The organism is Actinomadura sp. KC216 (genome assembly GCF_004348535.1).
Classification (GTDB): domain Bacteria; phylum Actinomycetota; class Actinomycetes; order Streptosporangiales; family Streptosporangiaceae; genus Spirillospora.
On the sequence record NZ_SMJX01000093.1, the window covers coordinates 1 to 11,402 of the forward strand.

12 protein-coding genes are annotated in these 11,402 nt (G+C 72.4%); 7 read left to right on the forward strand and 5 right to left on the reverse strand.

The genetic code is table 11. From position 1 onward, the window contains the following. The coding region (gene nadE / locus E1264_RS18085; protein ID WP_132174956.1) for an NAD(+) synthase at positions 1-995 on the forward strand (995 nt) is incomplete at its 5' end. A 9-nt stretch (positions 996-1,004) separates the two neighbouring features. Here nadE and E1264_RS18090 read toward each other — a convergent pair. After that, on the reverse strand, positions 1,005-3,122 hold the full coding sequence (locus tag E1264_RS18090; RefSeq protein WP_132174958.1) for a SpoIIE family protein phosphatase: 2,118 nt from the start codon (positions 3,120-3,122) through the stop codon (positions 1,005-1,007). A 338-nt stretch (positions 3,123-3,460) separates the two neighbouring features. Between E1264_RS18090 and panB the strand changes: the two genes are divergently transcribed. Then, positions 3,461-4,312 carry a 3-methyl-2-oxobutanoate hydroxymethyltransferase gene (gene panB / locus E1264_RS18095; RefSeq protein ID WP_132174960.1) on the forward strand — a complete coding sequence of 284 codons (852 nt, stop codon included), beginning with the start codon at positions 3,461-3,463 and terminating at the stop codon, positions 4,310-4,312. A gap of 13 nt (positions 4,313-4,325) precedes the next feature. On the opposite strand, the gene E1264_RS18100 is transcribed toward panB, so the two are convergent. The 3 genes from E1264_RS18100 to npdG are packed head-to-tail and all read right to left on the reverse strand — an operon-like array spanning position 4,326 to position 6,891. Then, entirely contained in the window at positions 4,326-5,069 is a 744-nt protein-coding gene (locus E1264_RS18100) for a hypothetical protein (RefSeq protein WP_243711002.1), read from the reverse strand. A gap of 30 nt (positions 5,070-5,099) precedes the next feature. After that, entirely contained in the window at positions 5,100-6,173 is a 1,074-nt protein-coding gene (locus E1264_RS18105) for a potassium channel family protein (RefSeq protein ID WP_132174962.1), read from the reverse strand. Between the two features lie 10 nt (positions 6,174-6,183). Continuing rightward, positions 6,184-6,891 (reverse strand): NADPH-dependent F420 reductase, encoded by a 708-nt coding sequence (gene npdG, locus E1264_RS18110; protein WP_132174964.1) that lies wholly within the window; start codon positions 6,889-6,891, stop codon positions 6,184-6,186. Between the two features lie 99 nt (positions 6,892-6,990). On the opposite strand from npdG, the gene E1264_RS18115 reads away from it, so the two are divergent. Beyond that, positions 6,991-7,578 (forward strand): hypothetical protein, encoded by a 588-nt coding sequence (locus tag E1264_RS18115; protein WP_207935994.1) that lies wholly within the window; start codon positions 6,991-6,993, stop codon positions 7,576-7,578. Positions 7,579-7,607: 29 nt separating this feature from the next. On the opposite strand, the gene E1264_RS18120 is transcribed toward E1264_RS18115, so the two are convergent. Then, positions 7,608-7,787: a hypothetical protein gene (locus E1264_RS18120; RefSeq protein WP_132174966.1), complete on the reverse strand. Its 180-nt coding sequence runs from the start codon at positions 7,785-7,787 to the stop codon at positions 7,608-7,610. A gap of 71 nt (positions 7,788-7,858) precedes the next feature. On the opposite strand from E1264_RS18120, the gene map reads away from it, so the two are divergent. The 4 genes from map to E1264_RS18140 all read left to right on the forward strand — a co-directional run bounded on the left by map (position 7,859) and on the right by E1264_RS18140 (position 11,389). Next, positions 7,859-8,710 carry a type I methionyl aminopeptidase gene (map, locus tag E1264_RS18125; protein ID WP_132174968.1) on the forward strand — a complete coding sequence of 284 codons (852 nt, stop codon included), beginning with the start codon at positions 7,859-7,861 and terminating at the stop codon, positions 8,708-8,710. A 58-nt stretch (positions 8,711-8,768) separates the two neighbouring features. Continuing rightward, positions 8,769-9,458, forward strand: coding sequence for a helix-hairpin-helix domain-containing protein (locus E1264_RS18130; protein WP_132174970.1), 690 nt, complete (start codon positions 8,769-8,771; stop codon positions 9,456-9,458). Between the two features lie 19 nt (positions 9,459-9,477). Further along, positions 9,478-10,500 (forward strand): DNA polymerase ligase N-terminal domain-containing protein, encoded by a 1,023-nt coding sequence (locus tag E1264_RS18135; RefSeq protein ID WP_132174972.1) that lies wholly within the window; start codon positions 9,478-9,480, stop codon positions 10,498-10,500. Positions 10,501-10,672: 172 nt separating this feature from the next. Then, the gene (locus tag E1264_RS18140) at positions 10,673-11,389 is read left to right on the forward strand and encodes a metal-dependent hydrolase (RefSeq protein ID WP_207935995.1); all 717 of its coding nucleotides are present in this window, start codon (positions 10,673-10,675) and stop codon (positions 11,387-11,389) included. Positions 11,390-11,402: the final 13 nt, after the last annotated feature.

An 11,402-nucleotide genomic window follows, 5' to 3' on the forward strand; every position in this document is an offset into this window, starting at 1 on the left:
CCCCCGCACCGGCCCACGGCACCCCGGTGGACGCGCTGGACGGCACCACGATCACCATCGACCGGCGCGTCCTGTCCACCGGCCCGCTGCCCGCCTACCCGGTCGAGCCGCAGACCGTCGCCGAGCCGCTGGACGACCTCGCCGAGGTGTACGCGGCACTCGTCCTCGGCACGCGCGACTACGTCCGCAAGAACGGGTTCCGCTCCGTCGTCCTCGGCCTGTCGGGCGGCATCGACTCGGCCCTCGTCGCCACGATCGCGTCCGACGCGATCGGCCCGGAGAACGTCCACGCCATCCTCCTCCCCAGCCGCTATTCCTCCGAAGGCTCAGTGGTGGACGCCGAGGAACTCGTCAAACGGCAAGGCATCAACTCCCGCACGGTCCCCATCGCCCCCATGGTCGAGGCATTCGAGACCCAGCTCGACCTGCACGGGCTGGCCGCCGAGAACCTCCAGGCCCGGATCCGCGCGAACATCTGGATGGCCCTGTCGAACGAGCACGGCCACCTGGTCCTGACCGGCGGCAACAAGAGCGAGCTGGCCACCGGCTACTCGACCCTCTACGGCGACTCCGCCGGCGGCTTCGGCCCCATCAAGGACGTCTTCAAGCTCACCGTCTGGGACCTGGCCCGCTGGCGCAACACCCAGGCCGGCAAGAGCACGCCGTTCCTGCACCCCTTCGCGGAGGAGCCCATCCCCGAGGCGATCCTCGTCAAGGAGCCGTCGGCCGAGCTGCGCCCGGGCCAGCGCGACGTCGACAGCCTGCCCGAGTACACCGTCCTCGACCCCGTCCTCACCGACTACGTCGAACGCGACATGGGCCGCGACGCCCTGATCGCCAACGGCCACGACGCCGCCCTCGTCGACCGCGTCATCCGCCTGGTCGACCTGGCCGAATACAAGCGCCGCCAGTACCCGCCCGGCCCGAAGATCACCCCGAAGAACTTCGGCCGGGACCGCCGCCTCCCCATAACCAACCGCTGGCGAGAGCGCTAAGGCCCGTTCTTACTCGCGGTGATGGCTTTCGCCGGGCCAGGCTTCGCCGGGCCAGCCGGGGACCTGTTCGGAGGCGTCCGGGTCGACGCCGGGGACGATCTGCTCGCACCAGACGACCTTGCCGGCGGCGGTGCGGCGGGTGCCCCAGCGGTGCGCGAGCTGGCTCACGACGAGGAGGCCGCGGCCGTTCTCGTCGTCGTCTTCGGCGCGGCGGAGGCGGGGCAGCGCGGCGGAGCGGTCCAGCACCTCGCAGACGAGGGTGCGTTCCAGGAGGAGGCGCAGTTCGATCGGGCCGGGCGCGTAGCGGAGCGCGTTGGTGATCAGCTCGGACGCCAGCAGCTCGGTGGTGTAGGCGAGCTCCTCCAGGTCCCAGTCTTCCAGGCGGCTGCTGACCAGGCCGCGGGCGCGGCGGACGGCGGCCGGGTCGGCGGGCAGCGTCCAGGAGGCGTAGCGGTCCTCGGGGAGGCGGCGGAGCCGGGCGATGAGGACGGCGATGTCGTCGCGGTGCTGGTCGGCGTACACGCCGGCGAGGGTGGCCTTGGCCAGGTCCTCCATGGAGTGGCCGACGGAGTCGGGGCCGAACACGGTCTGGAGGCGGGCGAGGCCGTCGTCGATGTCGCGGCCGCGGTTCTCGACGAGGCCGTCGGTGTAGATGACGAAGAGGCTGCCGTCCTCGACGGTGAACTCGCGGCTCTCGATCGCGGCGCCGCCCGCGACGCCGAGCGGCGGCGCGGGCGGGACCTGGAGGTACTCGTTGTCGCCGTTCGGGCTGGCGAGCAGCGGCGGGAGGTGCCCGGCGGACGCGATCTCGATCGTGCCGGTGGTCGCGTCGTACACCGCGTACACGCAGGTGGCGAAGTGCGGTTCCTGCTCGCCGAGTTCGATCATGAGCTCGTGCATGACGTGCAGGGCCTCGGCGGGCGGCAGTTCGAGGTTCGCGAGCGTGTGCAGGGCGGTGCGGAGGCGTCCCATGGTGACGGCGGCGCGGACGCCGTGCCCGGCGACGTCGCCGACGATCAGGGCGACGCGGGCGCCGGGCAGCGCGATCGACTCGTACCAGTCGCCGCCGACCTCGACGAGCTTGCTGCCGGGCAGGTAGCGGTGCCTGACCTCGACCGACGACGGTGCGGACAGCCGGTTCGGCAGCAGGCTGCGCTGCAGCGCGAGCGCGGTGGCGCGCTCGCGGCTGAACAGCCGGGCGTTGTCGATCACGATCGCTGCGCGGGTGGCGAACTCCATGCCGATCTCGACGTCGTAGGCGTCGAACTTGCGGAAACCGGGGACGCGGGTGCAGGCGAGGAACCCGAGCAGGGTGTCGCGGGCGATCATCGGCAGCAGCACCATCGACACGCCGGACAGCAGCTCCCCGGCGGGGCGGCGGCGCCACAGCCGGCCGATCTCCGACGCCTCGTCCACGTCGATGTTCGGCAGGTGGACGGGCCGCGCCGTCTCCATGACCTGCCGGTACGGGGTGCCCTCGGGGAACACCAGCACCTCGCCGACGGGGAACGTCGACGTCCACGCCGCGTTCCCGTCGTCGGAGGTGACGGCGATGCGGCGCAGCACCGCGGACCCGGACTCGGCGTGCACCTCGTCGGCGGCGACGAGGCTCTCCAGCACCAGCACCGACGCGGCGTTGCAGTAGTGCGGGACGACGACGTCGACGAGCCCGCGGGCGGACTGGTCGAGGTCGAGGGACGCGCCGAACCGGGTGAGCTGGTCGTCCATCAGCGCGCGCCGCATGAGCGCCGGGTCCTGGTAGCGCTCGCTCGGCGGCAGCGCGACCCGGACGAACAGCAGCGTCGTGGCCGCGCCCTCGGAGTCGCCGCCGACGAGGGGCTGCGCGGTCACCACGGCCTCGGTGGAGGTGCCGTCGCCGCGCCGCACGGTGATGACGCCGTTGCGCTCCTGCCCGGCGTCGCCGGCCTCCAGCAGCGTTTCGAGCTCGGCCTTGCCCTCGTCGCCCACCAGCTCGGTGGCGGGGTGGCCGATCAGGTCCTCGGGGGCCCGGCCGAGGACGGCTCTCGCGTTCGGTCCGCATTGCACGATCCGCCGGGAACCGTCGATGCCCAGGACGAGCGTCCGGGACGCGGAATCGGTTGCGGGCGCTTCGCCTCGCGGCGCCATGACGGATCTCACCTGACGCGCTCCCAGACAGCCGGTCGTATCAGCACTATCCAGGGACAGTATGGGGCATGACACCGTTTCAAGGGGAGAAGATCACGCTTACCACGTCGAAATCCCTGCGGTATATGCCCCCCTCGGCCACATTCCGGGCACCCGGGCGTCTGTTCTGAACGTCACACGCCCCTCCGCAGCCCCCTCCGCCAGGCGTCGCGCGCCCTCCGCGGGGCGCCGCGCGGCTTTTCTGGGAATTGCGGGGACTACCCGAATCGTTTCCAAAGTGGCACGATCGGTTCCGTCTGGGTACGCCACAGTGGCGCCTCAAGACCGGAGGTTCTCGCATGTCTTCTTCTGTCGCACCCCCCGCGCAGCCGACCGCACTGTACGGCGGTACGAGCGGGCGAAGGGTGACCGTACGCGACATCGCCGCCGCCAAGCAGCGGCACGAGAAGTGGCCGATGCTCACCGCCTACGACGCGCTCACCGCGCGGATCTTCGACGAGGCCGGGATCCCGGTCCTGCTCGTCGGCGACTCCGCCGCGATGGTCGTGTACGGCTACGACTCGACGATCCCCGTCACCGTGGACGATCTGATCCCGCTCACCGCGGCCGTCGTCCGCGGCTCCAAGCGCGCCATGGTCGTCGCCGACCTGCCGTTCGGCTCGTACCAGACCGGCGTGCCCGAGGCGCTCGCCGCCGCGACGCGGTTCCTCAAGGAGACCGGCGCGCACGCGGTGAAGCTGGAGGGCGGCCGCCGGATCCTCCCGCAGGTCGAGGCGATGGTCGCCGCGGGCATCCCGGTGATGGGCCACCTCGGCCTCACCCCGCAGTCGGTGAACGTGTTCGGCGGCTACCGGGTGCAGGGCCGGGGCCAGGACGGCGACGAGCTCATGGCGGACGCCAAGGCCCTTGAGGCCGCGGGCGTGTTCGCCGTCGTCCTCGAATGCGTGCCCGAGGACCTCGCGGCGCGGGTCACCGCGTCGCTGTCGGTCCCGACGATCGGGATCGGCGGCGGCAACCAGACCGACGCGCAGGTCCTGGTCTGGCAGGACATGGCAGGGCTCACCCCGCACACGGCGAAGTTCGTGAAGAAGTTCGCGGACATGAACACGCTGCTCGGCGAGGCCGCCCGCACCTACGCCGACGAGGTCGTGCGCGGCGTCTACCCGGCGCCGGAGCACACCTACCGCTGACCCTCGGCCCCTGCTAGTCGGGGTCGGCGCGGGCCAGATCCGCGCGGGCGGCTTCGCCGTGGCCGCCCTCGCGGGTCTGGCCGTCGCGGGGCGCGGGGACGCGGCGGGCGTCCGGGTCGTCCGACATGATCTCGGCGCGGAGCGTCTCGACCGCCGACCGCAGCACGTCGGGCCCGGCGACGTTCATGAGCAGCAGCCCGAGGTTGAGGGCCATCTGGCCGTCGGTCATCTCGCTGCCGGCGAGGGCGTCCACGGCGGTCCGCAGGTCGGCCTGGTCTTCGGCGGACACGTTCTGCAGCAGCCCGAGGCAGTAGGTCGGCAGCGCGAGCCTGGACTTGGCGAACGACACGCCCCGCATGATCTCGCCCGCCTCGTGCGCGCGGGTCTTGGCCTGCATCCGGTCGACGCCGCGGTCGGCGGCGGCGAGCAGCGAGGTCAGCAGCGTGCTCGGGCCGACCGCGACGTCCTCGTCCCCGACCCGGACGGTGAAGATCGCGCTGCGGAACACCATCATCGAGCCGAAGCTCGCGACCAGCACCTGCGTGGCGGCGACGACGTCCGGGGACTGGACGCCGAACCGCCAGTCGAACGTGTGCAGGGCCAGCAGCGAGCCCGCGCCCGCCGCCCCGTTGATCAGGACGTACACCCAGGTGCTCGGCACCCGGACCAGCGTGGTGGGCCGGTCCCGGTACCGGCTGACGAGCTCGGCGATGCCGACGAGGCAGCTCAGCGAGACGGCGACGACGTATCCGATCATCAGGGGGCGTTCACTCCTCCCCCTGAAATGTCAGGAATCTGGCTCTTCGCGGCGATCGACGGCGGGGCGCCGGCGGGGCAGGGACCGTGCCACGATCAGCCGGTCGCCGGGCCTGATCGGCGAGCAGTCCGGATCGTCGAAGGTGAGCGCGCGGTCGTCCCGCACGATCGCCAGCACCGGCTCGGCGACCTCCCCGATCGGGCGGCCGACCTCGTCCGGGGCGGCGTCCCGCTCGGCCAGGTCGAGGCCGCTGCCGTGCTCGATCAGGTCCGCGAGGACGTCGCCGACGTGCGGGCGGCTGGTGGACACCCCGAGCAGCCGGCCCGCCGCCTCCGACGACGTCACGACCCGGTCGGCGCCGCTCTGCCGCAGCAGCGAGGCGTTCTCCGACTCGCGGACCGCCGCCTGGATCCGGGCGGACGGGTTCAGCTCCCGCGCGGTCAGGGTGATCAGCACGGCGGCGTCGTCCCGGTCGGCCGCCACCACGATCTCCCTGGCCAGCGGCACCGCCGCCCGGCGCTGCACCACGTTGCGGGACGCGTCGCCGACGATGCCGGCGATCCCGGCGGCGGCCGCCTCCTCGACGGCCTTCGGGTCGGGGTCCACCACGACGATCGAGTCGCGGGCGACGCCGGTGCGGAGCAGCGTCTCGATGGCGCTGCGGCCCTTCGTGCCGTAGCCGGCCACCACGATGTGGTCGCGCACGCGATTCCTCCAGCGGGCCTGGCGCCACTCCTCGCGGGTGCGCTGGGCGAGCACCTCGAGGGTCGTGCCCACGAGGACGATGATGAACAGCACCCGGACGGGCGTGACGAAGACGATGTTGACCAGCCGGGCGGTGGGGCTGACCGGCGTGATGTCGCCGTACCCGGTGGTGGTGATGGTGACGGTGGCGTAGTAGAAGGCGTCCAGCAGGGACAGGGGCCCGCCGGCGCTGTCGCGGTAGCCGTCGCGGTCGGCGTAGACGACGACCACGACGGCGATGAGCAGCACGACCGCGAAGAGGACCCGCTGCGCGACCGCGCGCAGCGGGCTGCGGCTGACCGAGGGCAGCAGCAGGCGCGGCGGCCGCACCGCCTCCACCGCCCGCGGATCGCTCTTCATGGGGCGGGCTTCAGACGTCGGTGATGCGCAGGCCCGCGTGGGCCTTGTAGCGGCGGTTGATCGAGATGAGGTTGGCGGTGAGCGCCTCGATCTGGTGGGCGTTGTGCAGCCTGCCGCCGTAGACGCCGCGCATGCCGGGGATGCGCCCGGCGAGGGCCTGGACGAGATCGGTCGCCTCCCGGTCGTCGCCGAGGACGAGGACGTCCAGCTCCATCGCGTCCACCCCGGGGTCGAGCAGCAGCTTGGCGGAGACGTGGTGGAACGCGGCGACGACCCGGCTCTCCGGCAGGACGGCGGCGGCCTGCTGGGCGGCGCTTCCCTCCTCGACGGGCAGCGCGAACGCGCCCTTGCCCTTCTCGAAGCCGAGCGGGTTCACGCAGTCGACGACGATCTTCCCGGCGAGCTCGTCGCGCAGCGACTCCAGCGTGGCCTTGTGGCCGTCCCACGGCACCGCGACGATCACGACGTCGGACCCTCCGGCGGCCACGGGGTTCTCCGCGCCGGAGACGGGCAGGCCCGCGTCCTGCCCGGCGGTGAGGTCGTCGGCGGCGGCCTGGGCGCGCTCCGCCTTGCGCGACCCGATCGTCACCCGGTGCCCGGCGAGCGCGAACCGCCGCGCGAGCCCCTTGCCCTGGTCCCCGGTGCCGCCGAGGATGCCGATCGACAGGCCGCTCACGTCAGGGAGGTCGTAGGGCGTCTTGCGCTGCTGCTCAGTCATGCCGCCGAGTCTGCCAGGCGGGATCCGGGACGGCGCGCCCCGGCTCCCCGCATCGCGAAAGTCACTCGCCGGGGGCGGCGCGTGCGGCACCATGGTTCCGTGGACGCCGAGCAGATCGTCATGTTGCGCGAGGTCCTGTCGACGACGGGCTGGCTGGAGCGGACCGAGGAGTTCGGGCGCGCGCTGCGGGTCACGTCCAAGACGCCGGGCGGGCTGCTGCTCGTCGGCACCCCCGCCGGCGAGCCGTGGCATCTGGCCGCGCACCTGGACGACGAGAGCCGCCTCGCCGACGTCCCCGGCCTCGCGCCGACGCTGGTGCGCTGGAAGCCGCCGGCGGGCGCGCCCCCGCACCTGCGGGTCGGGCTGGAGCGGCTGGAGGCGGCCCGGCGCGGCGAGACGCTGTTCGTCGTCGCCGAGGAGGACGCGCCCGTCCCGCTGCTGGAGCGGGTGGACGACGCGCGCCGCGTCGGGGCGACCGTCCTCGCGCTGGACGGCGGCGACCGCGAGCTGCGGGGCCTCGCCCACGAGTCGCTGACCGTCCCGCCGGACGCGGCGCTCATCTCCTTCGACGGCGCGCAGCACCTGGTCAGCGCCGCCGCCGGGCAGGAACCGGCGCGCAGCCCGCGCGGCCTCCGCCGCCGCCTCGCCAAGCTCCTCGACGCGGTGTCCGGTCCCGTCGTCGAGTAGGTCGAGGACGAGTAGGTCGAGTAGGTCGCTCAGTCGCCGTCGTTCTGCCTGCGCCAGGCCTCGTTGCGTTCGCGGGCCAGGGCGAGCGCGCCCGCGGCGGCGCTCTCGGACTCGTAGGGGCCCATGCGGTCCTTGCCGGGGCAGCCCGGCCCGTGCTCGACCTTCATGTGCTTCAGGCAGAACCACCAGTCGCCATCGTCACCGGCCATCGGGCGCTCCTCTCGATCTTGCGCTCGCACGGGATTCGTTGCCCCGATCCCGCTGACTACACTCCATCACTATGACGACCCAGCTTCTCCGGCCCGGACACGTTTCCCCCATGCGCAAGGTCCCGGCGAGCATTCCGCGGCCCGAGTACGTGGGGAAGAAGCGGCCGAAGACCGGTGAGCCGGATGTCAAGACGCCCGAGGTCATCGAGCGGATGCGGGTGGCGGGGAGGATCGCCGCGCAGGCGCTGGAGGAGGTCGGCAAGCACGTCCGGCCGGGCGTCACGACCGACGAGCTGGACGGCATCGGGCACGAGTTCCTCCTCGACCACGGCGCCTACCCGTCCACGCTGGGGTACCGCGGGTTCCCCAAGTCGCTGTGCACCTCGATCAACGAGGTGATCTGCCACGGCATCCCCGACGACACCGTCCTGCGCGACGGCGACATCGTCAACATCGACATCACCGCGTTCATCGGCGGCGTGCACGGCGACACCGACGCGACGTTCCTGTGCGGCGACGTCGACGAGGAGTCGCGGCTGCTGGTGGAGCGGACGCACGAGGCGATGATGCGGGGCATCCGCGCGGTGCAGCCGGGCCGCGCGCTGAACGTGATCGGACGGGTCATCGAGTCGTACGCGAAGCGGTTCGGGTACGGGGTCGTCCGCGACTTCACCGGGCACGGGATCGGCACCACGTTCCATTCGGGGCTGGTCGTCCCGCACTACGACGACCCGGGCGCGACGACGGTCATCGAGCCGGGGATGACGTTCACGATCGAGCCGATGCTGACGCTCGGCACCTATGAATACGACATCTGGAAGGACGGCTGGACGGTCGTCACCAAGGACCGCAAGCGGACGGCCCAGTTCGAGCACACGCTGCTGGTGACCGAGAGCGGCCACGAAATCCTCACCCTGCCGTGACAGACCTCTTGATCTAGAGTCCGATTCGTCCCACATCCGGCCGGGAGACCCTCTAGAGATGAACGCCCCAGCGCCGTACGAGCCGAGGGTTCCGTCCGACAGCATGCCGCCGGGGCGCGCGGCGCTCAGCGTGACGTGGGCGGCGCTGCCCTTCCTGACGCTCGGCTACGCCACGCCGTTCACGTTCGCGGCGGCGGCGCTGTGGCGGCGCAGCGCGCATCTGGTGATCTCCTCGGCCGCCTACATCGGCGTGTTCACGCTGATGCTGTTCCTGCTGCCCGACATCGGCAAGGACGACGGCGCCGAGCGCACCGTCGGGGTGCTGCTGTTCGTCCTCGCCGTGATCGGGTGCGCGCACGCGTTCATCATCCGGCGCCGCGTGTTCGACCCGCACGGGCTGTCGGCGGTCGACAACGAGGCGGTCGTGGAGCGGGTGAAGCGGCAGAGGCTGCTGCGCGACAAGGCGCGGGAGCTGGCCGCCTCCGACCCGGGCCTGGCCAAGGAGCTGCGGATCGGGCGCCCCGACCTGCCGCGCCAGTACAACGACGGCGGGCTCGTCGACGTCAACCACGCGCCGGCGGAGGCGCTCACGCTGCTGCCCGGCGTCACGCCCGAGCTGGCGGCGAGGATCGAGCGGGTGCGGGCCGAGACGGGCGGGTTCGTGTCGGCCGAGGAGCTGTCCGCGGTGGCGGGGCTGCCGCCCGACCTCACCGGCGACCTCGCCGACTACGCCGTCTTCATCCGCTGATCGCGGGTACGAACCGGGCGTGACCCCGAAGAAGCGGAAGAAAAGCGGCGACGACCGGCTCGCCGAGTACCGGGGCAAGCGTGATGCCGGGCGGACGCCGGAGCCCGTCCCCGAGGAGAAGGCCCTTCCGCACGGCGACGACGACACGTTCGTCGTCCAGGAGCATCACGCGAGCAGCCTGCACTGGGATCTGCGGCTCGAACGCGGCGGCGTGCTCGTCTCGTGGGCCGTCCCGAAGGGCCTGCCGTGGAGCCCGGACACCAACCACCTCGCCGTCCACACCGAGGACCATCCGCTGGAGTACGCGACGTTCGAGGGCGAGATCCCGCGCGGCGAGTACGGCGCCGGGACGATGACGATCTGGGACCGCGGGACGTACGAGACGGAGAAGTGGTCCGAGCGCGAGGTGAAGATCGTCATCCACGGGTCGCGGGTCTCCGGGCGGTACGTCTTGTTCAAGACGCGCGGCAAGAACTGGATGATCCACCGGATGGACCCGCCCGCCGACCCCGACGCCGAGCCGCTGCCGGAGTCGCTGAAGCCGATGCGCCCGGCCGAGAAGGCCCGGCTGCCGCGCGACCAGGAGGCGTGGGGCTTCGAGTTCGCGTGGGGCGGCCGGCGGATGCCCGCCTACGTCGAGGGCGGCCGGACGCGGTTCACCGACGACCGGGGCCGCGCGGTCGACGGTCCCGGCGGGCTGGGCTCCCGGCTGGGCGCCTCGCTGGGCGTCCGGCCCGCGCTGCTGGACGGTGAACTGGCCGTCCTGGACGGCCGCGAGATCTACATGATCTACGACCTGCTGCATCTCGACGGGCATCCGCTGCTGGACGTCCCCTACCGGGAGCGCCGGGAGCGGCTCGACGAGCTGGGCCTGTCGGGGCCCCGGTGGCAGACGGCGCCCTGGTTCCCCGGCGACGGCGACGCCGTCCGCGCGGCCGCCGCCGATCAGGGGCTGCCGGGTGTCGTCGCCAAGCGGCTGGACTCGCCCTACGAGCCCGGTGAGGAGTCCGGCGACTGGCGCTTCATCCCCGTCTCGACGTAGGCCCTCGCGGCGGAACCAGGGCGGCACCGCTGCGGAACCGGGGCGGTGCGTCCCGCATCAAAACGGGCGTAGTGCCCGCTTCGGCGCGTCGCCCCTGAAAACGGTTGCCGGCGGGCTAGAGTCCCGCTCTGGAGCGGCGGCGGGACGCGCTGAGAGGCGGGGGATCGGGCACATGATGGGCAGGACGCACGCCCTCAGCGGAGCGCTGGCATGGCTGGGCGCCGTACCGGTGATCGCCCAGGAGCGGCTGCTCGGCGACTACGCGGTGTCGCTGTCGGCGGAGCAGGTCGCGGCGGGCGCCGTGGTGTGCGCGGGCGCGGCGATCCTGCCCGACATCGACCACCACAACGGGCGCATCGCCAACACCTTCGGGCCGATCACGCAGCACATGTGCAAGTGGATCGGGAAGCTCTCGGGCGGGCACCGGCAGGCGACCCACTCGCTGCTGTTCGCGGTCGCCATGGGCCTGGCGATGGACATCCTCGCGACCCACTACGTCTACGCGTGGTGGGCCTGCCTGTTCATGATCGTCGGGCTGGGGCTGCGCGGCGTGGGGCTGGACTTCGAGGGCAAGGAGCCCCAGTCGGCGCTCGCCGACTGCGCGCTCGCCCTCATCGCGGTCTGGCTGATGCACAACATCGACATGAGCTTCGTCGGGTTCGCAGTGGGGCTCGGCTGCTTCGCGCACGTCGTCGGCGACTGCCTGACACCGCGGGGCTGTCCCGTGTTCTGGCCGCTGCCGTACCGGATCGACGTCCCCGTCATCCCGAAGACGGACGGCAAGGTGGAGCGGTGGGTCGTGATGCCCGTCCTCAGCCTCGGCATCGCCGTCCTCGCCGTCCGGTCCGTCCTCGGTGACGTCACCACCCAGTGGCTCACCCGCGGCTGAACCCCCGCGCGGA

Bases quoted from the DNA above. Each gene is read 5' to 3' on its own strand.
- E1264_RS18090 (WP_132174958.1), bottom strand. From the start codon at position 3,122: ATGGCGCCGCGAGGCGAAGCGCCCGCAACCGATTCCGCGTCCCGGACG.
- panB (WP_132174960.1), top strand. From the start codon at position 3,461: ATGTCTTCTTCTGTCGCACCCCCCGCGCAGCCGACCGCACTGTACGGC.
- E1264_RS18100 (WP_243711002.1), bottom strand. From the start codon at position 5,069: ATGATCGGATACGTCGTCGCCGTCTCGCTGAGCTGCCTCGTCGGCATC.
- E1264_RS18105 (WP_132174962.1), bottom strand. From the start codon at position 6,173: ATGAAGAGCGATCCGCGGGCGGTGGAGGCGGTGCGGCCGCCGCGCCTG.
- npdG (WP_132174964.1), bottom strand. From the start codon at position 6,891: ATGACTGAGCAGCAGCGCAAGACGCCCTACGACCTCCCTGACGTGAGC.
- E1264_RS18120 (WP_132174966.1), bottom strand. From the start codon at position 7,787: ATGGCCGGTGACGATGGCGACTGGTGGTTCTGCCTGAAGCACATGAAG.
- map (WP_132174968.1), top strand. From the start codon at position 7,859: ATGACGACCCAGCTTCTCCGGCCCGGACACGTTTCCCCCATGCGCAAG.
- E1264_RS18130 (WP_132174970.1), top strand. From the start codon at position 8,769: ATGAACGCCCCAGCGCCGTACGAGCCGAGGGTTCCGTCCGACAGCATG.
- E1264_RS18140 (WP_207935995.1), top strand. From the start codon at position 10,673: ATGATGGGCAGGACGCACGCCCTCAGCGGAGCGCTGGCATGGCTGGGC.